At 41.8% G+C, this 26,419-nt stretch carries 27 protein-coding genes and 1 pseudogene; 20 read left to right on the top strand and 8 right to left on the bottom strand.

All coding sequences use genetic code 11. The features are described 5' to 3' along the window. Positions 1-23 precede the first annotated feature (23 nt). Together ASU00_RS24355 and ASU00_RS05615 are read right to left on the bottom strand one after the other, a co-directional pair. Complete coding sequence (locus tag ASU00_RS24355) at positions 24-155, bottom strand: DUF3941 domain-containing protein (protein ID WP_082630163.1); 132 nt, start codon at positions 153-155, stop codon at positions 24-26. Positions 156-223: 68 nt separating this feature from the next. Beyond that, a complete protein-coding gene (locus tag ASU00_RS05615; RefSeq protein WP_057912454.1) occupies positions 224-1,090 on the bottom strand; it encodes a DegV family protein in 867 nt (288 codons plus the stop codon). Between the two features lie 156 nt (positions 1,091-1,246). Between ASU00_RS05615 and ASU00_RS05610 the strand changes: the two genes are divergently transcribed. Next, a complete protein-coding gene (locus ASU00_RS05610) occupies positions 1,247-2,089 on the top strand; it encodes a YitT family protein (protein WP_057912453.1) in 843 nt (280 codons plus the stop codon). Positions 2,090-2,229: 140 nt separating this feature from the next. Beyond that, positions 2,230-2,481: pseudogene (locus ASU00_RS05605) on the top strand (KGG domain-containing protein); the annotation flags it as partial. 45 nt (positions 2,482-2,526) lie between these two features. On the opposite strand, the gene ASU00_RS05600 reads toward ASU00_RS05605, so the two are convergent. From ASU00_RS05600 to ASU00_RS05590, 3 genes are all read right to left on the bottom strand, one after another. Beyond that, positions 2,527-2,718, bottom strand: a complete 192-nt coding sequence (locus ASU00_RS05600; RefSeq protein ID WP_057912451.1) for a DUF3813 domain-containing protein — start codon at positions 2,716-2,718, stop codon at positions 2,527-2,529. Next, positions 2,718-2,864, bottom strand: coding sequence for a hypothetical protein (locus ASU00_RS05595; RefSeq protein WP_057912450.1), 147 nt, complete (start codon positions 2,862-2,864; stop codon positions 2,718-2,720). Before ASU00_RS05595 ends, ASU00_RS05600 begins: the two co-directional genes overlap by 1 nt. A gap of 104 nt (positions 2,865-2,968) precedes the next feature. Then, a complete protein-coding gene (locus tag ASU00_RS05590) occupies positions 2,969-3,784 on the bottom strand; it encodes a Cof-type HAD-IIB family hydrolase (RefSeq protein WP_057912449.1) in 816 nt (271 codons plus the stop codon). Positions 3,785-3,983: 199 nt separating this feature from the next. Between ASU00_RS05590 and ASU00_RS05585 the strand changes: the two genes are divergently transcribed. The 12 genes from ASU00_RS05585 to clpB all read left to right on the top strand — a co-directional run bounded on the left by ASU00_RS05585 (position 3,984) and on the right by clpB (position 19,552). Beyond that, positions 3,984-4,772, top strand: a complete 789-nt coding sequence (locus ASU00_RS05585; RefSeq protein WP_057912448.1) for an alpha/beta fold hydrolase — start codon at positions 3,984-3,986, stop codon at positions 4,770-4,772. A 115-nt stretch (positions 4,773-4,887) separates the two neighbouring features. After that, entirely contained in the window at positions 4,888-5,196 is a 309-nt protein-coding gene (locus ASU00_RS05580; RefSeq protein ID WP_057912447.1) for a metal-sulfur cluster assembly factor, read from the top strand. 105 nt (positions 5,197-5,301) lie between these two features. Beyond that, entirely contained in the window at positions 5,302-6,315 is a 1,014-nt protein-coding gene (gene moaA, locus ASU00_RS05575; protein WP_057912446.1) for a GTP 3',8-cyclase MoaA, read from the top strand. A gap of 530 nt (positions 6,316-6,845) precedes the next feature. After that, positions 6,846-7,892 (top strand): N-acetyl-gamma-glutamyl-phosphate reductase, encoded by a 1,047-nt coding sequence (argC, locus tag ASU00_RS05570; protein ID WP_057912445.1) that lies wholly within the window; start codon positions 6,846-6,848, stop codon positions 7,890-7,892. 16 nt (positions 7,893-7,908) lie between these two features. After that, complete coding sequence (gene argJ, locus ASU00_RS05565) at positions 7,909-9,141, top strand: bifunctional ornithine acetyltransferase/N-acetylglutamate synthase (RefSeq protein WP_057912444.1); 1,233 nt, start codon at positions 7,909-7,911, stop codon at positions 9,139-9,141. 12 nt (positions 9,142-9,153) lie between these two features. Next, the gene (gene argB / locus ASU00_RS05560) at positions 9,154-9,927 is read left to right on the top strand and encodes an acetylglutamate kinase (protein ID WP_057912443.1); all 774 of its coding nucleotides are present in this window, start codon (positions 9,154-9,156) and stop codon (positions 9,925-9,927) included. Further along, entirely contained in the window at positions 9,924-11,075 is a 1,152-nt protein-coding gene (locus tag ASU00_RS05555) for an acetylornithine transaminase (RefSeq protein WP_057912442.1), read from the top strand. Before argB ends, ASU00_RS05555 begins: the two co-directional genes overlap by 4 nt. Before the next feature lie 81 nt (positions 11,076-11,156). After that, the gene (locus tag ASU00_RS05550; protein ID WP_057912441.1) at positions 11,157-12,239 is read left to right on the top strand and encodes a carbamoyl phosphate synthase small subunit; all 1,083 of its coding nucleotides are present in this window, start codon (positions 11,157-11,159) and stop codon (positions 12,237-12,239) included. Next, positions 12,232-15,351 (top strand): carbamoyl phosphate synthase large subunit, encoded by a 3,120-nt coding sequence (locus ASU00_RS05545; RefSeq protein ID WP_057912440.1) that lies wholly within the window; start codon positions 12,232-12,234, stop codon positions 15,349-15,351. The genes ASU00_RS05550 and ASU00_RS05545 overlap by 8 nt, the downstream gene beginning before the upstream one ends. Beyond that, positions 15,348-16,307: an ornithine carbamoyltransferase gene (gene argF / locus ASU00_RS05540; RefSeq protein ID WP_057912439.1), complete on the top strand. Its 960-nt coding sequence runs from the start codon at positions 15,348-15,350 to the stop codon at positions 16,305-16,307. The genes ASU00_RS05545 and argF overlap by 4 nt, the downstream gene beginning before the upstream one ends. Before the next feature lie 132 nt (positions 16,308-16,439). Next, entirely contained in the window at positions 16,440-16,619 is a 180-nt protein-coding gene (locus ASU00_RS05535) for a YjzC family protein (RefSeq protein ID WP_057912438.1), read from the top strand. A gap of 350 nt (positions 16,620-16,969) precedes the next feature. Then, complete coding sequence (clpB, locus tag ASU00_RS05530; RefSeq protein WP_057912437.1) at positions 16,970-19,552, top strand: ATP-dependent chaperone ClpB; 2,583 nt, start codon at positions 16,970-16,972, stop codon at positions 19,550-19,552. A gap of 73 nt (positions 19,553-19,625) precedes the next feature. On the opposite strand, the gene ASU00_RS05525 is transcribed toward clpB, so the two are convergent. After that, positions 19,626-19,817 (bottom strand): YjzD family protein, encoded by a 192-nt coding sequence (locus tag ASU00_RS05525; protein ID WP_057912436.1) that lies wholly within the window; start codon positions 19,815-19,817, stop codon positions 19,626-19,628. 293 nt (positions 19,818-20,110) lie between these two features. Between ASU00_RS05525 and ASU00_RS05520 the strand changes: the two genes are divergently transcribed. The 3 genes from ASU00_RS05520 (at position 20,111) to ASU00_RS05510 (ending at position 22,203) form a co-directional block, all read left to right on the top strand. Continuing rightward, on the top strand, positions 20,111-20,833 hold the full coding sequence (locus ASU00_RS05520; RefSeq protein ID WP_057912435.1) for an alpha/beta hydrolase: 723 nt from the start codon (positions 20,111-20,113) through the stop codon (positions 20,831-20,833). 100 nt (positions 20,834-20,933) lie between these two features. Then, entirely contained in the window at positions 20,934-21,764 is an 831-nt protein-coding gene (locus ASU00_RS05515) for a Rossmann-fold NAD(P)-binding domain-containing protein (RefSeq protein ID WP_057912434.1), read from the top strand. A gap of 256 nt (positions 21,765-22,020) precedes the next feature. Continuing rightward, complete coding sequence (locus ASU00_RS05510; protein ID WP_034314525.1) at positions 22,021-22,203, top strand: ComZ family protein; 183 nt, start codon at positions 22,021-22,023, stop codon at positions 22,201-22,203. A gap of 48 nt (positions 22,204-22,251) precedes the next feature. On the opposite strand, the gene ASU00_RS05505 is transcribed toward ASU00_RS05510, so the two are convergent. Both ASU00_RS05505 and ASU00_RS05500 read right to left on the bottom strand, forming a co-directional pair. Next, positions 22,252-22,602 carry a hypothetical protein gene (locus ASU00_RS05505; protein WP_057912433.1) on the bottom strand — a complete coding sequence of 117 codons (351 nt, stop codon included), beginning with the start codon at positions 22,600-22,602 and terminating at the stop codon, positions 22,252-22,254. 186 nt (positions 22,603-22,788) lie between these two features. Continuing rightward, the gene (locus ASU00_RS05500; RefSeq protein ID WP_057912432.1) at positions 22,789-23,028 is read right to left on the bottom strand and encodes a hypothetical protein; all 240 of its coding nucleotides are present in this window, start codon (positions 23,026-23,028) and stop codon (positions 22,789-22,791) included. A gap of 201 nt (positions 23,029-23,229) precedes the next feature. On the opposite strand from ASU00_RS05500, the gene ASU00_RS05495 reads away from it, so the two are divergent. From ASU00_RS05495 to ASU00_RS05485, 3 genes are all read left to right on the top strand, one after another. Then, positions 23,230-24,165, top strand: coding sequence for a beta-ketoacyl-ACP synthase III (locus ASU00_RS05495; RefSeq protein ID WP_057912431.1), 936 nt, complete (start codon positions 23,230-23,232; stop codon positions 24,163-24,165). Positions 24,166-24,214: 49 nt separating this feature from the next. Beyond that, a complete protein-coding gene (gene fabF, locus ASU00_RS05490; protein WP_057912430.1) occupies positions 24,215-25,453 on the top strand; it encodes a beta-ketoacyl-ACP synthase II in 1,239 nt (412 codons plus the stop codon). Between the two features lie 125 nt (positions 25,454-25,578). Then, positions 25,579-26,337 carry a DUF2268 domain-containing putative Zn-dependent protease gene (locus ASU00_RS05485; protein ID WP_161809698.1) on the top strand — a complete coding sequence of 253 codons (759 nt, stop codon included), beginning with the start codon at positions 25,579-25,581 and terminating at the stop codon, positions 26,335-26,337. Positions 26,338-26,419: the final 82 nt, after the last annotated feature.

Genomic DNA, 26,419 nt, shown 5'->3' with positions numbered 1-26,419 from the left:
AGCGAGAGGACAAGCCCCTCGCTTCATTTATGGTCCGTTTTCTTCGAATAGGTGTGTTTACCTGCAGCGAGGTTTTCCTCATAAGCGATATTTTTTTCCGCATTGATCGCTTGATTGTCTTTCGGTCTTTTATTGTTATCTTTCGTTTTGGACATAATGAAAACTCCCTTCCATAATCATGATCATATATATAGTTCACAATGATGGAAGGAAGTATGTATGTTTATGATTTCTCAGGGGTATCGTTTAAGAAGAAGAGGGCAATTGTACCAGGACCCGCATGTGCCCCGATCACGGAACCGATCGTGTGGATCATGAAATTGACCGTCCCGAATTCATTTTGGATGGCTTCCTTCCACTCCAAGGCCGTTTCTTCATCATCGCCATGACTGATGGCGATTGTTTGGGTTGTTAAGTTTTTGCCTCTTTCATGCATTACTTCAATGACACGTTTAATCAATTTCTTTTTGCCGCGAATCTTTTCAAGTGGGACCAGTTTCCCATCTTCTACGTGTAATAACGGTTTAATGTTTAATAATCCACCAACAAGGGCAGAAGTTTTGGAGATACGCCCTCCACGTGCTAAATATTCAAGGTTATCCACCGTGAACAGATGCTCCATATGATGGGTGCGGAATTCGATGTCAGCTAAAATAGCTTCTTTAGAAGCGCCGCTTGCTGCTAATTCAGCCGCTTTTTTAACGATTAAGCCGACACCCATCGAAGCGCATTTTGTGTTGACGATTTCAATATCAAGGTCGGGGTATTCTTCTTTCACCTGATTAAGAATCATCACAGCGGTTTGATAAGTCCCGGATAACTCAGAGGAAAAAGCAATATAAATCCCTTGTTTGTCCTCCTTGGCAAATTGTCTAAAAAGTTCTATTAAATATTCTGGGGAAGCTTGCGATGTTTTCGGGGCTTTTCCGTCAATCATCGCCTGATAGACTTCGTGAGAATCAATGGTAAGCAAATCTTCATAATTTTCCCCGTCAAGATGAACTTGTAAAGGGATTAATGAAACATTGTTTTCCTTATAGAAAGACAACGGCAAATCACATGCACTATCTGCAAGTATTGTGATAGCCATAATACACCTGCTTCCTTTTTACATTTTTTAGTGAATTAGTGGTCACTTCACTTTTTAGTGTAGCACGTAACCACAAAATTTCAATCTCTACATAATTAGAATAAAAAATTAAGGGTACAAAGATAATAGGATAAGGGTGAAATGGAGGTTTTTAGGATGTATAGTGGTGAATTCAAAAAAATCATCATAGTTGTGGTCGGGGCATTTTTAAATGCAATTGCGATGAACTTTTTTCTAATACCGGCAAATGTTTATGCAAGTGGCTTTACAGGGGTGGCGCAGCTTCTATCACGTATGATAGGCTCCTTTGCTCCGTTTAATGTTTCGACAGGGATACTATTGCTATTATTGAATATTCCTGTAACCATCATCGCTTGGCGAAAAGTTGGAAAGTCATTTACCTTTTATAGTTTTCTCAGTGTTGCCTTGATGACACTCTTCATGGAAGTGATCCCCATTACCCGGTGGTCACCTGACATATTATTGAACGCCGTGTTTGGCGGAGTCATAGCTGCAGTAGGTGTAGGGATCACATTGAAGTACGGCGCATCGACAGGTGGTATGGATATTATTGCCATGCTTTTATCAAGGAAGAAGGATAAACCTGTAGGTACATATTTATTCCTGCTTAATGGTGTGATCATCGTGACTGCGGGAGCTGTATACGGGCCTGAAAAAGCCTTGTATACACTTGTTACTCTATACACTTCGACTCGTGTTGTGGACGCGATACATACACGCCATGAAAAGCTAACAGCCATGATCATTACAAAGAAAAGCGAAGAGCTTAAACAGGCCATCCACGCCAAGCTGGTCCGCGGAATTACAAGGGTTCCAGCTAAAGGGGCATTTACTAATGAAAACAAAGAAATGTTATTGATTGTCATTACAAGGTATGAACTGTATGACTTGGAACGGATCATTAAAGAAGTCGATCCACATGCGTTCACAAACATTATTGAAACCTCAGGCATCGTTGGCACATTCAGAAGGGAATGAAAAGTAACGGCAAACATTAAGACCATTACACTTCTGTTACAAATGGGGATATATAGGCGTTTCTCGTTTACTGCTTGTACAAAGCGGTTAATTCTTATAGTGTAGCGCCAATTCAACAATCTACCGAAGGAGTGATGAAAATGGCTAACGATGAAAAAATGACGAGACAGGAAGCAGGACGTAAAGGCGGGGAAGCCACTTCAAAAAATCACGACAAGGATTTTTTTAAGGAAATTGGTCAAAAGGGCGGCAAAGCGACATCCAATAATCATGATAAGCACTTTTATCAGGAAATTGGCCAGAAGGGTGGAGAAGCCACTTCCGAATCGCATGGCAAGAAATTTTATCAGGAAATCGGAGTAAAGGGCGGAAAGGCACGTAGTACTAATAATTAAAGGTAAAAGCAAAAGCCTCCAGTAAACCTGGAGGCTTTTGCTTTATTTCGAGTGGTTTTCCAACTCTTCCTGGAATTCACGCAGTTGTTCTTTCTCGGCCTCGGTCGTGTTTGCAAAGGCAGATGAAAGAGCATTTTTAGCGATTTCCTCGGTTTTGTGCTGGTCACCATCATGCTCAGAGTGGAGGGCTTCTTCAACAAATTCTCTAGCTTTCTGGAATAATTTGTTTCCCATTAGAAGCCACCATAGCTTTGTTCAGACATAATTCTCAACCTGTCTTTTTCAGCTTGTTCAAACGTGGTGTGATAAGGAATTCTTTCGGCATGCTTGGCAACACTTTCTTTGCCCTGCTGTACAAATCGTTTAGATTTACTACCCATGCTTATCTCCTCCGATTCTGAGCGTTGTCGACAACAGAAACAAATTCGTTGTCGATATTAGTTTGGCTTCGATAGGAGATTTTATGAAGGTAAAAAATGTCGTATCAGGATTTTATATTAAATTTTTCTTCAAGAAAGACAGCTATCCCATCCTCTTCATTCGACAATGTCGTCATATTTGCCACCGTTTTTACTGGTGAGATGGCATTTCCCATAGCAACTCCGGTTCCTGCGTAATCAAGCATTTCCAAATCATTATCTTCATCCCCGAATGCAATGATTCGGTCTCGAGGGATTTCCAGATAGTTGGATACCCGTTTTAGACCGACGGCTTTACTTAATCCGCTCTTAATGATTTCGATGATATGGAAAGGCTCTGCCCAGCGGCGATGATCGACCAATTCTGCATGAACGTCTGATAAATGCTGACGAATTTGGCCCACATATTCACTATCTGTATGAATGAGCATCGATGTAGGTGAATCCTGAAGGAAATTACGCAAGTCACCAGTCTTCATGTTTGGATTCCCTATATTGAACATGTCCATTAATTTCTGATCATGGTGATGGACGTAGACGTCATCACGGACTTCGGCAATGATGTTATGGTATTTAAATTTATCACAAGCATCCACTATTTCCTTTGCAACACTTATATCGAGCGGAGAGTGATACACCCCCCAGCTTGTCTGTAATGGATGATGCACGAAAGCCCCATTGAAATTGACGATTGGTGTAGTCAAGCCCAATTCACGGTAATACAGTTCGCTTGAACGAAACGGACGACCGGTGGCGATCATGATTTCGTGCCCAGCTTCTTTTAGGTTGAGCAGTGTTTGTTTAGTCCTTGTAGAAATGGTTTTTTTATCAGTAAGTAAAGTACCATCAAGATCCAATACGATCAAATGTTTCTCAGCCATGTACACACCTTCTGTTCTTTTAGATTTCATTATATGCAAATATTGTTAAGTCTAGTTTAAAACAAATGTAAATCTTTTTCATTCTTTATGCATTGCTGTATGATATTACTATATCCAGGATTATAATACTTAGAGCGAAGTACAGGATTTATTAGTGACATCTTGAATCATTTTAGGGAAAATATTCGGAGGGGTTAACTTGATAATAATTGAAAAAGAACGAATAGGACAAATTCCAGTTTTACACTTGAGTGATCAGACCACATTCCATCAGGAATTGCCGCTTGTTATATTTATACATGGTTTTCAAAGTGCAAAAGAACATAATCTACACTATGCTTATTTATTGGCTGAAAAGGGGTTCCGTGTGCTTCTTCCCGATGTGATCCATCATGGGGACAGGGATTCTCGTTTAAGTGATGGAGAAATGATGCCCCTTTTTTGGGAAATGGTATTACAGACAATAAAGGAATTATCTTTGCTGAAGGATGACTTATTATCAAGAAAATTAATTGATCCCGACAGAATTGGCGTAGCCGGTACATCTATGGGGGGAATCGTGACGAATGGGGCGCTTGCCGCTTATGAATGGATAACGGCTGGAGTCAGTCTAATGGGAAATCCGTCATATGTCGCATATGCAGAGTTGCAAATGGAAGAGATTAAGAAAAGGAAATTGCATTTTCCTGTAACGGATGAGGAAGTCGGCAAAGTGATTGAGCAACTCAGACCATATGACTTAAGCCTGAATCAAGATAGGCTTGCCAATCGTCCGCTTCTTTTTTGGCATGGAGCTAAAGATCCGATCGTACCTTATCAGAATGCCTATCGATTTTATGAAGGAGTCAAACCTGGATACGATGAGGCAGATGAAAAAATCGAATTCATCCTCGATCCTAAGGCGGGCCATAAGGTCAGCAGGGAAGGCGTGCTTAAAACGGCAGGCTGGTTTGAGAAACATTTGCTGTCAACTGTGCAAAAAGCTTAAGTACTCACGCAAAATCTGTTATGATTCTAATACAGACATAGTATAAAGTCTAAATCGGACAAATTACGATGAAACCGATTATATAAAAAAATTCTTCATAGAAGGAGCGATTGAAGTGGATCAAGATACAAAAGACATTATTTTAGGAGCTTTGGAGCAGGTCATTGACCCGGAGCTTGGAATAGATATCGTGAATTTAGGCTTGGTGTATGATGTGGATATGGACGAAGCAGGTCTGACTACAGTGACAATGACATTGACTTCAATGGGTTGTCCGCTAGCTGGGACGATTGTAGATCAAGTGAAACTGGTTCTGGAAGATATTCCAGAAGTCAAGGAAACAGATGTGAAGATAGTCTGGAGTCCACCATGGTCCAAAGACAGAATGTCGAGATATGCCAAGATCGCATTGGGAATTAAATAATTACCAAGGAATAACGGGAAACCAGTCACACAACAGTGAAGCCTTTATAAGGCGAAATGTTTGTGGTCTGGTTTTTTCTGATACGCCTCGGTTAGGAGTGGTTAATTGAACAGACATATAAAAGATTCATTGGACAGGCCACTGAGGGATTTAAGGATTTCCGTCATCGATCGGTGTAACTTCCGCTGTCAATATTGCATGCCGGCAGAAATTTTTGATGAAGATTTTCAGTTCTTGCCTAAAAGTGAGCTCTTGTCTTATGAAGAAATCGTAAGGCTTTCAAAGATATTTGCTGACTTAGGGGTTAAAAAGCTCAGATTGACCGGTGGAGAACCACTGTTGCGGAAGAATCTTACCACACTGATAGCAGAGCTCGTCAAAATAGAAGGGATAGAGGACCTTGGATTGACGACGAATGGCGTATATTTGAAAAAACATGCCAAGAATTTGAAGGCAGCTGGTTTACAGCGGGTGAATATTAGCTTGGATAGCCTCGATGATAATTTGTTTAAGCAGATGAATGGCAGGGATATTGGGATAAAGCCAGTTATTGAAGGGATAACAGCTGCCAAAGAGGCCGGCCTTGGCGTTAAAGTGAATATGGTAGTGAAAAAAGGAACAAATGAAGCTCAGATTCTTCCTATGGCCCATTTTTGTAAAGAAACCGATATATCATTACGGTTTATAGAATTCATGGACGTTGGACATACAAACGGCTGGCAGTTGAAGAATGTCATGACAAAAAAAGAGTTGCATGCGTTGCTCCAAACGGAATTCGATCTGGAGCCTGTGGCAGAAGATTATTATGGAGAAGTCGCAAAACGCTACCGTTACAAGGGGACGATGACAGAAGTGGGCTTCATTACATCCGTTTCGGAGTCTTTTTGTTCCAGTTGCACTCGGGCACGTCTATCTGCCAATGGAAGTCTATATACATGCCTGTTCAATGGAAAGGGCCACGATTTGAAATCGATGCTCCGGTCTGACATGGCGGATGGGGAATTGACCAATTTAATCATCTCATTGTGGAACAATAGAGATGACCGATATTCAGATGAGCGGGCAGCGGGAACGGTGAAAGGACAGGAAAAAATCGAGATGTCATTCATTGGCGGCTAACCTTAGCGCCGTCCCGAATTTAATCTGTATACGTGTAAAAAACGAGGATGATTGCCAACAGCATTCATCTTTTTTTTATACAATTTTTATGCATCAAATAGTGTAAAGGATATTAATGAACCAACCTTTAAAAAAAGGACGTTTTTTTTAACCTGATCCTTCTCCGAACAAATGCGCAAAGTAAAATCTCGGCCGTCCGGAGCAACCTTGTTTCAGCTCCACCTTGCTGCTTAATATGTACTATAAATGCTGGGGTGCTTTCTTAAAAAGGAAGCGCCCTTTTTCCATAAGTTTAATGTGCCGCTCATTATCTAAAAGGATGTGCCAACGACTTAATGACGAAAAATCACTTTTGTTACAGCCCGACTTTATTGTGGGGTTATCCATTTACTACCTTTTGTTCAATGAAAAACCATCGTTTGAATGAAAGTGTGTAAATTTATAAAAATACATTTGATTTTATTTTTATTCAATCATATAATAATAGAATCAAAGAATGACAGGGACTTGAAAAATAGGAGATGGTTAATGTGTTTGTATCAATTGTAGGCGCAACAGGGTATGGAGGGCTGGAATTAATCAGGTTTTTGAATAATCATCCATATTTAAAAATAAAATCATTACACACTTCATCTCAATATGGTCGAAGTTTAAACGAAGAAAATGCACATTTAATGCATATGAAAGATAAATTGGAAGAAATCGATCCAGAGGCGATTGCAAAAAATGCGGATATTGTTTTTCTTGCTACCCCTTCAGGTGTTTCCTCACAATTAATTTCGCAATTTTCAAACCTTGATATAAAAGTGATCGACTTATCCGGTGATCTAAGGCTACAAACTCCAGGTGAATACGAGCACTGGTATAAAAAACCGGCAGCACCAAAGCCAATTATTGAAAAAGCGGTATACGGGCTGGCTGAATGGAATCGAAAAGCTATAAAGGAAGCGACCATTATTGCGAATCCAGGGTGCTATTCGACCGCATCACTTCTAGGCCTCGCTCCTTTGTACACGGCAGGATTGGCCGGATCCACTGCAGAAGTGATCATCGACGCAAAATCCGGAGTTTCCGGGGCGGGTAAATCTCCTTCAGCTATTACTCATTTTAGTGAAATGAATGAAAATTTTAAGATATATAAGGTGAACCAGCATCAACATATACCTGAAATTGAACAACAGCTGGGAGGATGGTCTCAAGATATGCAGCCTATACAGCCCATTACCTTCAATACCCATCTTGTTCCGATGACGAGGGGCATAATGGCAACGATTTATATAAAGGTGAATCGACAAACTTCATCTGCGGAATTGGTCGACTTATACAAAACAACTTACGAGGATCATCCATTTGTACGGGTACAGCCGCTCGGTCACTTTCCATCCACGAAACAAGTGTATGGGTCGAACTTTTGCGATATTGGCGTTACCTATGATGAAAGAACAGGTAAAGTAACGGTGGTTTCAGTTATTGATAATTTAGTGAAGGGCGCTGCAGGCCAGGCCATTCAAAATGCAAATCTTTTAATGGGACTGGAAGAAACGGCAGGGCTATGGCACAGTCCGCTATATCCTTAAAACTTGGAGGGAAATAATGAATACACTACAGACAGTTGAAGCAATCAAACAGATTAAAGACGGAAACATCATAATGCCTCAAGGCTTCAAAGCATCAGGTGTTCATGCAGGATTGCGTTACTCGAAAAAAGACGTTGGCATCATTTATACGGAAACTCCGGCTTCAGCGGCCGCGGTATATACCCAAAATATAGTTCAAGCGGCTCCAATCAATGTAACGAAGGACAGCATCGCCGTTACAGGGAAAATTAACGGCATCGTCGTCAATAGTGCATGTGCGAATGCTTGTACAGGAGAACAGGGTTTAAGGGATGCAATTGAAATGAGAAAGCTTGCAGCGACAAAATTTGGCTTGGAGGATCATACATTTGCTGTTGCTTCTACCGGTGTCATCGGAGAATACATGGAAATGGAAAAAGTCAAAAAAGGAATAGAGGCATTGGAGCCAGAAAATACCCTTGAGGGAGCCCGGGATTTTGGCACCGCCATTTTAACAACAGATATCGTCACGAAGAGTTGTGGGTATGAAGCGGTTATTGACGGCAAAACCGTGAAGATGGGGGGAGCAGCGAAAGGTTCGGGAATGATTCATCCGAATATGGCCACCATGCTTGGTTTCATAACAACGGATGCTGTCATTGAATCTGCGGATTTACATCTTGCCTTATCGTCCATTACCAATGATACATTCAATCAAATCACGGTCGACGGTGATTGTTCAACGAATGACATGGTATTGGTGCTGGCGAATGGAGAGGCGAATAATGAACCTTTGACTCCTGCCCACCCAGAATGGTCTATTTTCTTGAAATTATTGAAACAAACATCCGAAAATCTGGCCAAACAAATCGCCAAAGACGGGGAAGGAGCCACGAAACTGATAGAAGTGAATGTCCACGGTATGCATACGAAGCAAGAATCTCAGATGATGGCGAAGACGATCGTCGGTTCAAATCTAGTGAAAACGGCAGCATTTGGCGCTGATGCGAACTGGGGACGAATCATAGCTGCAATGGGAAGAAGCGGAGTTGAATTCCAGCCTGATCATACAACGATTATGTTTGGTGATATCCTCGTACTTAAAGATGGTGAGCCGATCCAATTTTCTGAGGAAGATGCTAAAGCTTACCTTGAGAATGAAAGTATCATCATTCATGTTTATTTGAAGGAAGGGCAGGAAACTGGAACGGCGTGGGGCTGTGACTTAACCTATGATTACGTAAAAATAAACGGAAGCTATCGTTCTTAAGGGGGGATAACGATGAACATATTGGTCATCAAGTGTGGCGGAAGCATCATTAATGAGTTATCGAAGTCTTTTTTTCATAGTGTTAATCAGCTGCAAAACCGCGGATACCATATTGTCTTTGTTCATGGCGGCGGTCCTGATATCAATTCGATGATGGAGAAGCTCGAAATCGAGCCAGTCTTCGAAGACGGCTTAAGAAAGACGACCTCGGAAGTGTTGGGAATTGTAGAGCTTATGCTGACTGGCAAGTCGAACCGCAGTCTGGTGCACCAATTGGAGGCACATGGAATTAAGGCGGTGGGGTTAAGTGGTTCTGATGCTGGAATTCTTACAGGCGAGTTTATCGATGAACAGAAACTTGGAGCTGTTGGTGAGATACAGCATGTTAATACGGAATTGCTTCGGCTCCTATTGGAAAAAGGGTATTGTCCTGTAATGACACCCATTTCGACAACGGAAGCGGGCATTAAACTGAATGTGAATGCCGATATGGCTGCAGGCTCTGTAGCTAGGGCACTGTCGGCAGATATGTGTTTATTTGTGACCGATGTTAAAGGGGTTTTAAAGGATGGTCAAATCCTTGACAAATTGACCGAAAGTGAAACATTGAGCTTAATCAAGGACGGAAGTATCCATGGGGGAATGATTCCAAAGGTCCATACAGCGTTGTCGGTACTCGATAAAGGGGTTGGAGAAGTGATGATCGTTAGCGGGAAAGATCAATTTTATCAAGCTGGACAATTCATCGGTACGAGATTTCTTCAGGAAGAAGGGGTCATTCAATGAGTTATTTATTTCCTACATATGCAAGGTGGAACATTGAGCCAGATACAGCCTTAGGAATGAAAATTACAAGTACGACAGGTAAAGAGTACCTGGACTTTACATCGGGAATCGGGGTTTTGAATCTTGGACATTGCCATGAGTCGGTAAAAACGGCGGTTACGGAACAGCTGAATAAATATTGGCATGTATCGAATATGTTTCACAGTTCCATTCAGGAGAGGACAGCAAAAATGCTGGCTGATGCCTCCGATTTAAGTCAGGTGTTTTTTGCCAACAGTGGTGCTGAAGCGAACGAGGCCGCCATCAAACTGGCACGGAAAGCTACGGGGAAAAGTAAAATCGTCACATGTCAGCAATCTTTCCACGGACGGACATTCGCAACGATGGCAGCAACTGGACAGGAAAAAATCAAGTCTGGGTTCGGACCGATGCTTGAGTGCTTCGAATATGTTCCGTTCAATGACAATGATGCATTGATAGCAGCCATTGATGAAAATACGGCCGCTGTCATGATTGAAATCGTTCAGGGAGAGGGCGGGATCCATGTCATAAACCAATCGTATTTGGACACGATTCAAACGCACTGCAAAAAACATGGAGCTCTCCTAATTATTGATGAAATCCAGACTGGAATAGGACGTACTGGAAAACCATTTGCCTTCCAGCACTATAATGTCCAGCCGGATATCATCACCTCGGCAAAGGGACTGGGAAATGGGCTGCCGATCGGCGCAATGATCGGACGTGATATGCTTTCGGACCATTTCAATCCTGGAAGCCATGGCTCCACTTTTGGCGGCAATCCCGTAAGTGTTGCGGCAGCGGAGGCTGTACTAAAGGAAATTTTCAAACCTAGTTTTTTAAAAGAAACGAAGAATAAGGCCGAATATCTTAAGCGTGCATTGGCAAAAGCATTGAAGGAATCTGATGAAGTAAAAGAGATTCGCGGGCTTGGAATGATGATCGGGATTGAATGTGAACAAGATGTTCAGGAGTTCCTGGCTGAGCTCCAAGAAGAAGGCTTACTTGTATTGAGCGCAGGACCTAAAGTACTTCGGTTACTACCTTCGCTTACGGTCACTGAGTCAGAGATCGATATGGCGGTAATGAAAATACAAAAAATATTGACCATGAAGCAAGTTATCTAAATTGATTGAATATTTATATAATGAAATGTATAATTATGCTATCATTCAAATAAATATACGTCTTCTGCAGAGGTGAAGAATATGAAAAACTATCTATATTTAGAGAATGGTTCCGTCTTTAACGGAGAACTGCTCACTAAATCGACTGAAGAAGCAATCAGTGGAGAGATTGTCTTTTTTACAGGAATGACCGGATATCAGGAAGTATTGACTGATCCCTCCTATAAGGACCAAATTATCGTATTCACATATCCCTTAATCGGAAATTACGGGATAAATGAAGAGGATTTCGAAAGTAAAAAGCCGCATGTTGCTGGCGTTATTGTATACGAAGGGAATATGAGTCATTCTCATTACCAGGCAAAATATTCACTTGAACAATATTTAGACAAGTGGAACATTCCCTTGTTAAGCCATGTTGATACCAGGGCGGTCGTTAAGAAGATTAGACAGGAAGGCTCGATGCAGGCAGTTATCACTTCAGAAGAAGGATTCACGGTCAAACCGAGTCAGGATGGTCTAACACCCCATGTCGCCGAAGTATCGACAAAGGAGATAGAGAGTTTTGGTGAAGGTGACAAGCACATAGTGATGATGGACTTTGGTTATAAGAAATCGATTTTGGATTCATTGATTGAGCAAGGCTGCAAAGTTTCGGTTGTGCCATTCGATACTGGATACGAGCAGATCAAAGAGATGCAGCCTGATGGCATTTTGCTTTCAAATGGGCCTGGGGATCCAAAGCAGCTGGAATATCTTTTAGGAAACTTAAAAAAGATCATTACAAAATTTCCGACGATGGGCATCTGTCTCGGTCATCAACTAACGGCCTTAGCCCTAGGCGGGAATACAAAAAAAATGCTGTTTGGGCATCGCGGTGCGAATCAGCCCGTGGTCGATTTGAAAACGAAAAAGGTTTATATGAGTTCTCAAAACCATAGTTATGAGGTGGATGAACCAAGCTTGCAGGGGACATCGCTTCAAGTTCGCTTCAGAAATGTGAATGATAGCACGGTCGAGGGCCTTATGCATAAAGACCTGCCAATCTTCACTACCCAGTACCACCCTGAGGCAAATCCAGGACCCATCGAGAGTTCACAATTATTTAATGACTTTTTACAAATGATAAATGATTATAGCGGGAGAGAAAAAGCCTATGCCTAAGGACAACACGATACAGACGATTTTAGTGATTGGTTCGGGGCCGATTGTCATCGGGCAGGCTGCCGAATTTGATTATGCGGGTACACAAGCCTGCCTTGCTTTAAAAGAAGAAGGATATAAGGTCATTCTTGTTAACAATAATCCGGCAACGATCATGACGGATGATATGAATGCGGATGCTGTCTATTTCGAACCTTTAACAGTGGATGTACTGGAAAGAATCATTGCTAAAGAAAAGCCTGATGGCCTGCTCGCTACTTTAGGCGGGCAAACGGGTTTGAATCTTGCTTATCAATTGGATGATGCAGGGGTGTTCCAAAAGTATGATGTGAAACTATTAGGAACACCGATCGATTCAATCAAAAAAGGAGAAGATCGTGAACTATTCCGTGAGCTGATGTTTGAAATTGATGAGCCTGTACCGGATAGTGCAATCGTCCATACATTGGAAGAGGCGCAAGCTTTCGCGGACAAAATAGGCTTTCCCATCATCGTTCGGCCTGCCTATACACTTGGCGGTACAGGTGGCGGAATTGCTGATTCATTGGAGACATTCAAGGAACTCGTTCGGGGCGGACTTCAAGAGAGCCCGATTACACAATGCTTGATTGAAAGAAGCATAGCTGGATATAAGGAAGTCGAATATGAGGTCATGCGTGATGGCAACAATACGTGCATCACGATTTGTAATATGGAAAATATCGATCCGGTTGGCATTCATACAGGCGATTCCATCGTCGTGGCACCATCACAGACCTTATCGGATGATGAATTTCACATGCTGCGAGCTGCTTCGATCAAAATCATCTCTGCTTTAGGTATCATTGGCGGCTGTAATATCCAATTTGCACTTGATCCGAATAGCAAACAATATTATTTAATCGAAGTGAATCCGCGCGTCAGCCGTTCATCGGCATTGGCTTCCAAGGCAACGGGTTACCCCATTGCCCGCATCGCGGCAAAGCTCTCTGTCGGCTACCATTTATCTGAACTCATCAATCCTGTAACGAAGAGTACCTATTCCAGCTTTGAGCCTGCACTTGACTATGTAGCCGTGAAGTTCCCAAGGTGGCCATTCGATAAATTCACGGGCGCAAACCGCAAATTGGGAACACAAATGAAGGCAACAGGTGAAGTGATGGCTTTACACCGCAGCTTTGAGGGCGGGGTCCAAAAGGCCGTTGATTCACTGGAATTGAAAACGAATGGACTGCAACTTTTATCATTGAGTGATCGAACCGTTCCAGAACTTTGGGAAAAACTTGCCGAAAAATCGGATGAACGAATTTTCATCATATTTGAAATGCTTCGTAAAGGAGTGTCAGTTGAAGAAATCCATGAAGCGACGATCATTGATTATTTCTTCCTTCATTCCTTCGCTTCGCTTATCGAAAAGGAAACTGAAATCACAAACAACTCAATTCAATCGGTCACAATAGAAGAACTTCAGTTATACAAAGAAAAGGGTTTCTCCGATCGTTACCTTGCGTCCGCATGGAATGTAAGTGAGATTGAAGTGAGGGCACACCGGAAAGCGCTCGGCATAACTGCTGTATACAAAACGGTTGATACTTGTGCTGCCGAGTTCAGCTCACATACGAACTATCATTATTCGACATATTTCGGTGAGAATGAACAGAAGAAAACGAATAAAAAGAAGGTATTGATGATTGGTAGCGGTCCTATCCGGATCGGACAGGGAATCGAATTCGATTACTGTTCCGTTCATGGCGTTTATGCACTTCAGGACGAAAATGTTGAAACAATCATGATCAACAATAATCCAGAAACGGTAAGTACTGATTTTGCCACAGCAGATCGCCTCTATTTCGAGCCGTTAACATTGGAGTATGTTCTCAATGTAATTGAAGCGGAGGATATCGAGGATGTCATCGTCCAATTCGGAGGACAGACGGCGATCAATTTGGCAAAGGACCTTGAAGATTACGGTGTGAATTTGTTGGGCACCACCTTCGATACTCTTGATCAATTGGAGGATCGCGATCGTTTTTATCAACTTCTGCAAAAATTGGATATCCCGCATGTACCAGGTTCGATGGCAAATAGTGAGCGGCAGCTACTTGAGTGTTCCCAAGCAATCGGCTTTCCAGTTTTATTGCGTCCCTCGTATGTAATTGGCGGCCAGGGCATGGAAATCATCCGTACGAAGGAAGCCCTGAACGATAGAATTCAAAAGGGGACGGCACTCGTTTATCCAGTGCTGATCGATTCCTATATTCCAGGAAAAGAAGCGGAAATCGATTTGATTGCGGATGGAAAAGACATATATATCCCTATTATTGCTGAACATGTAGAAAAAGCAGGCGTCCATTCAGGAGATAGCATGGCATTATTGCCAGCACAAACTTTAAATGATGATATGAAAGCTAAAATGACCCTTTATGCGCAAAAGCTAGTAACAGAGCTAGGGTATAAAGGACTTATGAACCTTCAATTCGTAATTGAAGGTAATAGCGTATATGTATTGGAAGTAAATCCGCGTGCCAGCAGGACAATTCCGATCATCAGTAAAGTCACCGATGTATCCTTAGTGCAAGTCGCGACAAAAATATTGCTTGGGAAATATTTATTGTCGAATGTGTTCGAAAAGACGGGATTGATGGAAGACATTCCGTATGCAGTCGTCAAATACCCAGTATTCTCAACGTTCGCCCTAAGCGGACTTGATTCAAAGGTAGGTCCGGAAATGAAATCGACAGGTGAGGGAATCGCCGTCGGAAAAACGGTAACTGAAGCTTTGGCAAAAGTATTTCATCCTCAAAAATCCAAAACTGCTTCAGGTGTTTACCAATCCGAATCAGTCCGATTAAGTGAAGATTTGCTGGCGCAAATCAATGAAGCCGGTTTGACGCTTTGTGATTCAGGCTTTGAAAAATGGCTGAAGGACGGAAATGCTGCGATCGTTTTGGCATATGGAGCAGCGGAAGAAGATAAGAAGCTAAGGCTTCTGGCCGCAAAATATCGGTTGCTTGCATTTACGGAAGAAGAAACCTTTAAGGCATATCTTCAATCATTGAATAATGATGAGTTAAAAGTTACCTCGCTACAGGAATGGCTTGCAACATATTCGAAAGGAGTGTCATACGTATGAGTGCAATGGTAGTGCCGGCACAGGAGAAGATTTTAGATGGAAAAGATTTTTTGACGATGAAAGAGTCTACACCTACAGCGATAGCAGATCTGTTGAAGCTAGCTCAGGAGATTAAGGGTAAATTACAGGCTGGCGAGGAGTATAAACCGTTAAAAGGAAAGACACTGGGGATGATCTTTGAAAAATCGTCGACCAGAACTCGTGTGTCCTTTGAAGTGGGTATGATGCAGCTTGGCGGTCACGCCTTGTTCTTAAGTGGAAATGACCTGCAAATAGGTCGTGGGGAATCCATTTCCGATACGGCAAAGGTCCTTTCGGAATATATTGATGGCATCATGATTCGTACCTTCGAGCATGAAAAAATCTTGGAACTGGCTGAGAATGCCTCCATTCCAGTCATCAATGGACTAACAGATCTTGCACACCCGTGTCAGGTACTGGCTGACTTCTTGACCATCATTGAAATTAAAGGGCAGCTTAAAGGTTTGAAGATGAGTTATATCGGAGATGGCAATAACGTTGCGAATTCATTGATGGTTGGCTGTGCAAAGATGGGAATGGACTTTTCGATTGGATGTCCAGAGGCCTACAAGCCTGACGAAAAGGTCGTCACATATGCGCAAAAAGTAGCTGAAACGACTGGAAGTAATATTGTCGTGACAACATCGGCTCAAGAAGCGATACAGAATGCGGACATCGTCTATTCCGATGTTTGGACGTCGATGGGCCATGAAATCGAGAATGGAATACGATTAGAAGCGTTTAAAGATTATCAAATCAACAATGAGCTGGTCAAACAGGCTAAAGACGACTATTTATTCATGCATTGCCTTCCCGCGCATAGGGAAGAGGAGGTAACAGGTGACGTCATTGATGGACCTAATTCCGTCGTTTTCCATCAAGCTGGAAATCGTCTTCATGCACAGAAGGCGGTTTTAGTGGATTTAATGTCTTAACAAATGAGGCGTCCGCTCACTGAGCAGACGCTTTTTTTACATGCGAATTTCCTTTTTGTCCTTTAATTTTCTGTCATGAAAGAATAGAAACGGGCAATAATAACAAGGAAAGCATGTAAAGGGGTGAAATCTATGGGGCAAAATCGTCAATTCAAGCCAGGTCAGAAGGCACCTAATAACGGGACTTACGTAGAAATCGGTGAAACGGGCAGTACAGTAGTCAATCCGAAGATGGTAAAGCTCGAAGTAGGAGATTCGTTTCCAGAAACATCCAATCATAACCGGATATGGACTTATCAGAGAAAGCCTTGAAGAAACGTAATGCAGGGAAACGGAGGAAATGCCTTCCTTTCCCTGCAGTTTTCTTAATGCGTAAATCATCACTACAGCATCTCTCTAAACAATTTGTAAAATATCAGGAATACGGTCATCAAAGTGCCGTATATCGAATTTCTGCTACATATGAAAATTTGGACAATCATGTTATGTCATTCTGGCTCAACCGTTCTTCCTCATGAAGAAAGGTTTTTTGTCTTTTTCCGGATTAGATTGGGCATTTATGATAACTTTTCTTTACATGGGGAGAATTAGAAGTATAATAAAAACATAAAGGTCAAAATTGGTCAAACTTTAATCGTTCATGAAGATGGGAGGTTTTTAGGATGGATATGAATAAAATGACCGAGAGAACTCAGCAGGCATTCATCGGCGGACAAGAGCTAGCTTCCGATAGAGGGAATCCTGAGCTGACGGAGCTTCATTTATTGAAAAACTTACTGAAACAGGATGATAGTTTATTGGTCAGGATTTTAGCGGAATCCGATAAGTCATTGGATCTATTTGAAATAGAGCTGAATAAGGAACTTGATCGTTTGCCTGAAGTGCGTGGGGGTGGTTCCCAGATTTACATGTCACCGTCGTTGCAGCAAATCGTGACAGCCGCCGAAAAGGAAATGCAAATGTGGGATGATGAATATTTGTCTGTCGAACATATACTGCTGGCGTCATTGAAAGGCAGTAAAATAAACAAACTTTTCTCATCATTTGGAATGGATTACGATAAAGCAAAAAAAATCATACAAGATATAAGGGGGAACCAGCGAGTGACCAGTCAAAATCCTGAAAGCACATATGAAGTATTGAAAAAATATGGCCGAGATCTCGTTGCTGAAGTTAAAACGGGGAAGGTCGATCCTGTCATCGGACGTGATACGGAAATCCGGAACGTCATTCGAATATTATCACGTAAAACAAAAAATAATCCCGTATTAATCGGAGAGCCTGGGGTTGGGAAAACCGCGATTGTCGAGGGACTCGCCCAAAGGATCGTAAGAAAGGATGTCCCGGAAGGATTAAAAGACAAAACCGTTTTTTCCCTGGATATGAGTGCGCTTGTCGCAGGCGCAAAATTCCGCGGCGAATTTGAGGAGCGTCTAAAAGCCGTATTGAATGAAATTAAGAAAAGTGATGGTAAGATTCTGTTATTCATTGATGAATTGCATACCATCGTAGGTGCAGGCAGAACGGATGGGGCATTGGATGCTGGAAATATGCTGAAGCCTATGCTTGCGCGGGGTGAGCTTCATTGTATCGGGGCAACGACCTTGGATGAATATCGAAAATATATTGAAAAGGATCCAGCTCTGGAGCGTCGATTCCAGCAGGTCCTGGTGCCAGAGCCGGATGTGGAAGATACGATCTCGATTTTGCGCGGATTGAAGGAACGGTTTGAAATTCACCACGGTGTCAGGATTCATGACCGGGCGATCGTCGCTGCCTCTGTCCTCTCCAACCGGTATATAACGGAGCGATTTCTTCCGGATAAAGCGATAGATCTTGTTGATGAAGCGTGTGCAATGATCAGGATGGAAATCGATTCAATGCCGTCAGAGTTGGATGAAATCACGCGAAAGATCATGCAGCTTGAAATTGAAGAAGCAGCCTTGAAGAATGAAGAGGATCTTCAAAGTATAGCAAGGCTTGAAGTGCTACAAAAAGAACTCGCGGAACTTCAAGATCAGGCGAATGGAATGAAATCCAAGTGGCAAATGGAAAAGTCAGCACTTCAAAAGGTTCAGGATCAGCGTGAAGAACTTGAGAAGCTGCGACATGAATTGGAGCAGGCAGAGAATGATTATGACCTTAATCGAGCAGCAGAGCTCCGGCACGGAAGGATTCCCGAACTTCAAAAAGAACTGCAAGCGATGGAAGACGAATTGGAACAAGAAAAACAGGATTCGCGATTACTTCGCCAAGAGGTAACGGAAGAAGAAATTGCTTCGATTGTGGCAAGGTGGACGGGAATTCCCGTTAGCAAGCTGGTGGAAAGTGAAAGGGAGAAACTGCTTCGACTATCCGATATCCTTCATGAACGTGTAATTGGTCAAGAGGAAGCGGTTGAACTTGTCTCTGATGCAGTTCTAAGGGCTAGGGCAGGAATCAAGGATCCGAACAGACCAATTGGTTCGTTCATTTTCCTGGGACCGACGGGTGTGGGGAAAACCGAATTGGTAAAAGCGCTGGCAGAAACGTTATTTGATAGTGAAGAACATATGATTCGAATAGATATGTCGGAATATATGGAGAAACATTCCGTTTCCCGCCTTGTTGGTGCTCCTCCTGGATATGTTGGTTTTGAAGAAGGTGGCCAGTTAACCGAGGCGATTAGGAGAAATCCATACTCAGTCGTATTGTTGGACGAAATTGAAAAGGCTCATCCCGAGGTCTTCAATATCTTGCTGCAATTGCTGGATGATGGAAGGATTACCGATTCCCAAGGTAGAACAATCAACTGTAAAAATACCGTAATCATCATGACCTCAAATATTGGTTCCCATTTCTTGTTGGAGTCTAGCAGGAATGATGGCGGCATTGAAGAAGAAATAAAAGATCAAGTATTCAAAGAATTGAGAGGGCATTTCCGGCCAGAATTCTTGAATCGCGTAGATGACATCGTTTTATTCAAACCTCTTACAAAACAAGAAATCGTTGAAATCGTAGAAAAAATGGTTCAGCAATTACAAGAGAGGTTAACCGAGCAAAATATTCGTTTGAACGTCACTGAAGCCGCAAAGGAATTCATTGCCGAACAAGGTTATGATCCGGTATATGGAGCAAGGCCCTTAAAACGATTCATCCAAAAGCATCTGGAAACAAAAATCGCCCGTAAAATCATAGCTGGAACGGACGGTCTAAAAGAAGCAATAACGATTGACCATGATCATGATCAATTGGTCCTCCTGTAAAAATTTTGTTTAAACGAAGGTAAAGGACGGTATAACAAAAAGGACATTCCAAAAGGATGTCCTCTTTTGCTTCTTAATGCTGATGGGTGTCTTCTGTTGGCCCAGCAGGCAAAACAGCAGGGATAATTAAAATCAGGATAGAAGCTGCGATTCCTAGTATCGATCCCTGTGCAGCATCGTATGAAACTCCCATCATGGAAGAAACAACATATACAGTCATATGAACTAATAAGAATGTCCAAAAAATTGTCCAAGCATAACGCATCGAATTTCACCTCATTCCACTACATTCATTTTTTATCTTACCATAATTAATATGCAGTTAAAACGGGTTTTTCATAATAACCATTAAATAAATCGATCATTTCACAGTTAAGCAACACTTCAACGAAAACAGCTGATGCTATAGGTCCTAACGAAAATCATTGCGGTTCTTGGATGAAAAGATTACCCCGGCTTGGTTAATTTAATAAGAAGTTAGGCGTTCCCACTGACCCTTTCTATTTTTCTTCATAAATTAATATAGTAGTAGTAATATTCCTTAAAGGAGTTTGACCGATGGAACAACGAACTTTTCAAATTGACGACCAATGGAATATCATCTATTATCCAGAGCGGCCGAGTGGTTTTTCCGTAATGGTCATTGGCGACCGCAGTCATTTTGTCGAAAAAGACAGTAGCTTTTGGCTTCAGCATCCCGGCAGGATGCGGATATTGGAATATTTAAAGGATTACGGATACACGTTATTTTCATCCAATTTATATGGAGCCAACTGGGGCAGTCCGAAAGCAATGGATCTTTCCCTTAACCTATATATCCTCTTCTTGAAAAAGGAAATAGTCAATAAAAGGGTTCATATATTGGCAGAGGGGGCAGGTGCGTTCCTCGCCCTGAAGCTAATGAATGAACTTGGCAACAAAATACGATCTGTCGTATTGATTGATCCGGTTTTCTCCTTGAAAGCGCAGCTTGAGAAGGAACAGGAAAATAAATTTTTCTATAAAAAATGGCTGTCCGAGGTGGCGGCTGCCTATGAGCTGGAGCCAGCAGAATGTGAACGATACATTTTGGAATCGGAAGATCCGATAATCGCGGAGAAAATCCCGATGAAGGTGATCCAGGTTTTTGGAAGCATGCGGAAAGAGCAAGCTTCCCTTTACAGACAAATCCAGCTGTCCAGAAAGGGCGACTTACAGTTGACGTATTTACTGCCCGAAAAACGTTATAAAATTCCCTATCAAATCCAGAAGTTTTTTAATGAAAATGAAGAGTCTTTGTGAGAATGGATATAATTCCACAATGGTTTGCATACGATACAGCATCTAAAAAAACGACGTGCCGGATGAAGCAGGCTTGATGGCATACGAGGAGGCTGTATTGATGCAAACATACATTGTCATTGGCACATATCAATTTATAGGTTTCTACGTGACTCAATATTTTTTGAACCAAGGTGAAGAGGTTATCGGGATAGAGTGGGCGGATAAGGAATCGAATCCTGAAATTATGGAAGAAAAAGAACTTGAAATAGGAAGAAGTGCCAATTATTTATCCTTTCCGTTAAATAAACTTAAATTATTGGATATAACCCATCAAGACACTGTGTTCATAAGTTGTTACGATATATATAACGGAAAAATGGGTAAAACCGATATTGTGTTAAGTGAAATCGTTTCATTTATTGAGAAATGCAAAAGGAATGGCTTAAGTAAAACGCCAAATTTTGTCCTTTTCATGCCAGTAGAAAAAGCTGAAAGTGTGTTTCAATCGATAATATCCTCAATCCAAGGCGTGGATTCTGCAAAAACCATATATTTACCGACGGTTTATGGACCTTGGCAATCGGAAGGAATGAGTTATGAAGCTGGAATCAATAAACAAGGATTGTCTGATATCGAAGCGGCCATCGCTAACGAATATAGGGGAGATGCTCTCTTCATTACTGACTTCGTGAATAATTTGGAAGGAATTCTTGCCTCTTCTTCCGATAGGATCATACAATTATCCAGCAATATAGAAGATCACTGGAATAAATGTGCCAAGTATGTTTTTGACGAAGGACTATCTTCAACATTTTCCCAATCAACGCCTAAAATCAATAAAGGCACCATAGTTGAGGTGCAATGTAACACGGATCCGCAAGAAGGCGTGGCTTTACAAAAAAAACATAATAAACGATTAAACTTACTTAAAAAGTGGAGAAAAGAGTAAGGCTATGTTTCCTATAATATTGGGGTTTTATCGGGGAATTGAATAACGGAGGTCTTTCGCTATTCACAAAGGACAAAAACTGTAGAGTTGCCTCACATCTTTTTGTCTAGTAACATAGAAGTTCATGAATAGGTTATCCATTGACGTAAATACCTGATTTTTATTTTACGCCCTTTACGTAAGGGACATGGCGAATTATGATAATATTGAGCATTCTTTAGGTCTCACAAAGATTTAATAGTAAGGAGGAAATGAAATGAGCTCAGACAAAACACTTGAATTTATGGGGATTGCAATGAAGTACTTCCCTGAGGCTAAAGCGAAACTTGAAGCGAGCGGGATTCCCTTCTCAATGGAGATGGCAGAGCCGTTCATGGAGCTTTTCAAAAGCGTCATGCAAGAAGCCTATGAGCTTGGCAAACAAGATGCCCAACGTTAATTAAAAAGGCAGGCTGTCCGGAGTTACGAACAGCCTGCCTTTTTATATTCACCCTTCAAATAGTGCTAAATATTTTTGGATCTTACCATTGATTTCTGTAATTAAAATATCGTCACGTTCATTTACAGAGTATATTTTAGTGCCTTTTGGCAGCTTGTTGGCCATTTCGTTTTGAAAGCGTTTAAGATCATTCGATGAAATGGCTGTAATTTCACTGATTTCTGTTTTCTTAGTCAGTTTACGTTTATCAACCCAATCAATATTAGCTTGATAGACAGTGCCATTTAATTGAAAAATATCGGCATGTGAATACTGTTTTAAAATTTCTTCAGGTGAAGGAATTTTAGAAGTAGTAACTGTAGAGCCATTATTTTTATCGCCACCAGTACAGCCGATCAAATAAAGTGATAATATAACAACAAATAAAACTTATTTAATTACACAATAGTCATTAAATGGGGGTAAAGTCGAAAATTAAAATGAGAATGTAAGCATCAAATATCTTTCTTTACTTAAAAAATTTAAAAATAACCTATCCGCCCTTGGGTGTTGAAAGCATCATAAAAATTAACGATCATCGTATCTCTATTTCTTTTTCAAGAACTTGTCGATTAGTGGGTTTATATTCAGTTTCTCGATAGCTGGCTTGTATTGACCGTATAGGCCCATCAATGTTTCGACGCTCTCCATCAATTTCATGTAATCTACTTTGGATTCATCTTCTTCCAATTCAGCTTTCTCCGTTTCAGCTTTCCTGCTGCCAAACATCAAATTCGAAAAATGATCATCCTCGGTTCTGCGGTTGTTGCGGTTGAAAATATCCACATTCGTTGCCTCCTTTTCACTCTTATTAATAATGTATGTCCCTAAAATCGCCTTGGGATAGGCTCATAACCGAATTCGGGAACGGTTTCTTTTATACTTTCAAACTGTTGGCTCTTGCAAGGAGGTGATTTTTTATATAAAATTAGTACCAGGTAATAATAGATACTTATAATAACTCATTAAATATAAGGGGATGGCAATATGAACGCTGGAATATTAGGGCTTGGCCGCTACTTACCCGAAAAAATCTTAACAAATGCGGATTTAGAGAAAATGATGGACACTTCTGACGAGTGGATCCGGACAAGAACGGGTATCGAGGAAAGAAGAATTGCCAGTGATGATATCAATACTTCTGATATGGCTTACGAAGCGGCAAAAGTTGCATTGGAAAATGCGCAAATTTCTGCTGAAGACATAGATATGATTCTTGTAGCTACAGTGACACCGGATCAATCGTTTCCTACTGTCGCTTGCATGATACAAGAGAAATTAGGAGCGAAAAAGGCAGCTGCCATGGATGTAAGTGCTGCATGCGCCGGTTTTATGTATGCTATGATTACGGCACAGCAATTCATTCAGACAGGTGCATACAAGCATGTTTTGATTGTGGGCGTGGAGAAGCTTTCAAAAATAACTAATTGGGAAGACCGTAATACGGCCGTTCTGTTCGGTGACGGAGCAGGTGCAGCTGTAATCGGTCCTGTGTCAGAAGGCAAAGGAATCCTTTCATTCGAATTAGGGGCAGATGGATCTGGTGGGAAGTACTTATTGCAGGAAGGAGACTTCCTTAGCATGAATGGCCGTGAAGTGTTCAAATTCGCTGTCCGTCAAATGGGGGAATCCAGTCTGAATGTACTTGATAAAGCGGGATTGACAAAAGAGGATGTCGATTTACTTGTCCCACATCAAGCGAACATCCGTATTATGGAGGCTTCAAGGGAACGCCTTGGCCTCCCGGTGGAGAAAATGACAAAAACGGTCCATAAATATGGAAATAACTCTTCAGCGTCCATTCCGGTTGCCCTTGTGGAAGAAATGGAAGCGGGAAGGATCAAGGACAATGACTTGATCATAATGGTCGGTTTTGGCGGAGGCCTCACTTGGGGAGCAATTGCCCTAAGATGGGGGAAATAAAAGAGCAAATAAACGTACGAACTTTTAATATTGGAAGGAGCCATTTCGAATGACAAATCGTCGTGTAGTAGTAACAGGTATTGGAGCCATTTCTCCAGTTGGTAATGATGCAGAAACAGGTTGGAAGAATATAATTGAGGGAAAATCGGGTATAGGGCCATTAACACGCTTGAACGCTGATGATTTCCCCGTTAAAGTGGCAGCGGAAATCAAGGACTTTGATATCGAGACCTATATCAACCGTAAGGAAGCACGCAAAATGGATCGGTTCACGCACTATGCTATTGCAGCATCCGTAATGGCTTATAATGATAGTAAGCTAGAAATAACGGATGAAAATGCAGCACGCGTAGGGGTCTGGATCGGTTCGGGTATCGGTGGACTGGAGACATTGGAAACACAGCATGAAAACTTCTTAAACAGAGGGTATAAACGTGTCAGCCCATTCTTCGTACCAATGATGATTCCTGATATGGCAGCTGGCCAAGTATCTATCCTGCTTGGAGCTAAAGGAATCAATTCATGTACCGTAACGGCATGTGCAACCGGAACGAATTCGATTGGTGACGCATTTAAGGCGATCCAACGGGGCGATGCCGATGTCATGATCACTGGTGGAGCGGAAGCGCCAATTACAAAGATGTCGGTTGCAGGCTTCTGTGCAAACACGGCCTTATCGACTAATCCTGATCCAGAAACGGCGAGCCGCCCATTTGATGCGGATCGTGATGGATTCGTAATCGGAGAAGGAGCCGGAATCATCGTTCTCGAAGATCTGGAACATGCCTTGAATAGAGGGGCGAAGATTTATGCCGAAATAGCGGGCTATGGCTCAACCGGAGATGCCTTCCACATTACGGCACCGGCGCCTGGTGGAGAAGGCGGGGCAAGAGCGATGAAAATTGCGATTGGCGATGCCGGTTTGAACCCTGAGGATATCCAATATGTAAATGCCCATGGAACGAGTACGCCATATAATGATAAATATGAAACGATGGCAGTCAAGGAAGTCTTTGGCGATCACGCGTATAAGCTTGCAATTAGCTCAACAAAGTCCATGACGGGACATATGTTGGGGGCAGCAGGTGGAGTCGAGGCAATATTCACCATTCAAGCGATCAGGGATAGCATCTTGCCGCCAACCATCAATATTGTAACGCCAGATCCTGAATGTGATTTGGATTATATCCCGAATGAAGCAAGGAAAGGCGAAATTAATGCCGCCATCAGTAATTCCCTTGGATTCGGTGGACATAACGCAACGATTCTTTTCAAGAAATATCAATAAATGATGTGGAGCAGATCTTTTTAGATCTGCTCTTTTTTGTGTGCAGTCGCAACTCCGAGAGGGATGAAATGTGTCAACCGCTTTACTGAAATCATAAGATGGTCAAAAAAGCGGGGTGTAGGAAAATGGGAGTTATTTCAACCGATGAATGGCTGAAGAAAGATTTCAACCGCCCGATCCAGATGATGGAGAAACTTAAAAGCACGTTTCACGATTCTTTGGATGGAGATGCGATATATCAGCAATTATTGAAGCACGGCATGTATTCTCCAAATCAAAGAACGAAACTGACGTGGGAGTATTTACAAGAAAATGATGCGTGGAAAAAAACACAAAATCTATTTACATCTTATAAGAAATTGTGGGGAGGGCCAGATGTGCCCATATATATTTTTCCGCTAATGTCTTCCTGGGGATGGAAGAAAACGAATGAAACGAAATCGGGGTTGGCATTTGAAGATAAACTGTTTCTTTTTTATGACAAAGAAATAGCTGACAAGGAAATGGAGGCCCTGCTGATTCATGAATATCATCATGTCTGCCGCTTGCATCGTTTAGAGAAGGAACCGAAGGAATTTACGCTTCTGGATACGATGATCATGGAGGGATTGGCTGAACGGACAGTGGAGAGATATTTAGGTGCAAACTATTTAGCTAGATGGACCAAGTTATATCAGGAAGATAAACTGCAGGAGTTTTGGAGCAAGCATTTGGAAGGGAAACATATGATTAAGCGAACGGACCCCCTTCATGATGTCCTACTCCTTGGCCAAAAAGGATTTCCACATATGCTAGGATACTGCAGTGGCTTTTATCTAGTGGGAAAATCCGAAAAAATTTCTGTAAAAAAGTCTTTCATCATTCAATCAGAAGAGTTCTTATAAAGAACGAATCTATACGTTCTTTTTTCTTAATCTGTTTTCTGGAATAGGAATAAATTGTATGGTTCCTGCCTATACTGAGTGA

The sequence above is a fragment of the Peribacillus muralis genome, from assembly GCF_001439925.1.
Lineage (GTDB): Bacteria > Bacillota > Bacilli > Bacillales > DSM-1321 > Peribacillus > Peribacillus muralis.
Note: the sequence above shows the minus strand (reverse complement) of the source record. Positions and strands in the feature narration are given on the sequence as shown.

What these genes read in the sequence shown, in the direction of transcription:
- ASU00_RS24355 (WP_082630163.1), bottom strand. Translation starts at nt 155, where the DNA reads ATGTCCAAAACGAAAGATAACAATAAAAGACCGAAAGACAATCAAGCG.
- ASU00_RS05615 (WP_057912454.1), bottom strand. Translation starts at nt 1,090, where the DNA reads ATGGCTATCACAATACTTGCAGATAGTGCATGTGATTTGCCGTTGTCT.
- ASU00_RS05610 (WP_057912453.1), top strand. Translation starts at nt 1,247, where the DNA reads ATGTATAGTGGTGAATTCAAAAAAATCATCATAGTTGTGGTCGGGGCA.
- ASU00_RS05600 (WP_057912451.1), bottom strand. Translation starts at nt 2,718, where the DNA reads ATGGGAAACAAATTATTCCAGAAAGCTAGAGAATTTGTTGAAGAAGCC.
- ASU00_RS05595 (WP_057912450.1), bottom strand. Translation starts at nt 2,864, where the DNA reads ATGGGTAGTAAATCTAAACGATTTGTACAGCAGGGCAAAGAAAGTGTT.
- ASU00_RS05590 (WP_057912449.1), bottom strand. Translation starts at nt 3,784, where the DNA reads ATGGCTGAGAAACATTTGATCGTATTGGATCTTGATGGTACTTTACTT.
- argJ (WP_057912444.1), top strand. Translation starts at nt 7,909, where the DNA reads ATGAATACACTACAGACAGTTGAAGCAATCAAACAGATTAAAGACGGA.
- argB (WP_057912443.1), top strand. Translation starts at nt 9,154, where the DNA reads ATGAACATATTGGTCATCAAGTGTGGCGGAAGCATCATTAATGAGTTA.
- ASU00_RS05555 (WP_057912442.1), top strand. Translation starts at nt 9,924, where the DNA reads ATGAGTTATTTATTTCCTACATATGCAAGGTGGAACATTGAGCCAGAT.
- ASU00_RS05550 (WP_057912441.1), top strand. Translation starts at nt 11,157, where the DNA reads ATGAAAAACTATCTATATTTAGAGAATGGTTCCGTCTTTAACGGAGAA.
- ASU00_RS05545 (WP_057912440.1), top strand. Translation starts at nt 12,232, where the DNA reads ATGCCTAAGGACAACACGATACAGACGATTTTAGTGATTGGTTCGGGG.
- argF (WP_057912439.1), top strand. Translation starts at nt 15,348, where the DNA reads ATGAGTGCAATGGTAGTGCCGGCACAGGAGAAGATTTTAGATGGAAAA.
- ASU00_RS05535 (WP_057912438.1), top strand. Translation starts at nt 16,440, where the DNA reads ATGGGGCAAAATCGTCAATTCAAGCCAGGTCAGAAGGCACCTAATAAC.
- clpB (WP_057912437.1), top strand. Translation starts at nt 16,970, where the DNA reads ATGGATATGAATAAAATGACCGAGAGAACTCAGCAGGCATTCATCGGC.
- ASU00_RS05525 (WP_057912436.1), bottom strand. Translation starts at nt 19,817, where the DNA reads ATGCGTTATGCTTGGACAATTTTTTGGACATTCTTATTAGTTCATATG.
- ASU00_RS05520 (WP_057912435.1), top strand. Translation starts at nt 20,111, where the DNA reads ATGGAACAACGAACTTTTCAAATTGACGACCAATGGAATATCATCTAT.
- ASU00_RS05515 (WP_057912434.1), top strand. Translation starts at nt 20,934, where the DNA reads ATGCAAACATACATTGTCATTGGCACATATCAATTTATAGGTTTCTAC.
- ASU00_RS05510 (WP_034314525.1), top strand. Translation starts at nt 22,021, where the DNA reads ATGAGCTCAGACAAAACACTTGAATTTATGGGGATTGCAATGAAGTAC.
- ASU00_RS05495 (WP_057912431.1), top strand. Translation starts at nt 23,230, where the DNA reads ATGAACGCTGGAATATTAGGGCTTGGCCGCTACTTACCCGAAAAAATC.
- fabF (WP_057912430.1), top strand. Translation starts at nt 24,215, where the DNA reads ATGACAAATCGTCGTGTAGTAGTAACAGGTATTGGAGCCATTTCTCCA.
- ASU00_RS05485 (WP_161809698.1), top strand. Translation starts at nt 25,579, where the DNA reads ATGGGAGTTATTTCAACCGATGAATGGCTGAAGAAAGATTTCAACCGC.